Annotated in this window: 1 pseudogene; it reads right to left on the bottom strand. The window is 64.0% G+C overall.

The window, feature by feature from the left end:
- Positions 1–236 (bottom strand): annotated as a pseudogene (locus OO69_RS48660) (alpha-1,4-glucan--maltose-1-phosphate maltosyltransferase); the annotation flags it as partial.

The raw sequence follows: 236 nt of genomic DNA, 5'->3' as shown, positions 1-236 counted from the left end.
AGGTTCGGCCGCATGTAGGCGGCGGCTTCCCCCGACAACTCGCTGAGGTATTCGGTGAGTTCCTGCTTCGTGTTGCGCCAGGTGAAGTAGGTGTACGACTGCTGGAACCCGATCTGCGCGAGCGTGTGCATCATCGCCGGGCGCGTGAACGCCTCGGCCAGGAAGATGATGTCGGGGTCGGTGCCGTTGATCTCCGCGATCACCCGCTCCCAGAACACGACCGGCTTGGTGTGCGG

The sequence above is a fragment of the Streptomyces sp. NRRL F-525 genome (assembly GCF_000716605.1).
Classification (GTDB): Bacteria; Actinomycetota; Actinomycetes; order Streptomycetales; family Streptomycetaceae; genus Streptomyces.
Note: the sequence above shows the minus strand (reverse complement) of the source record. Positions and strands in the feature narration are given on the sequence as shown.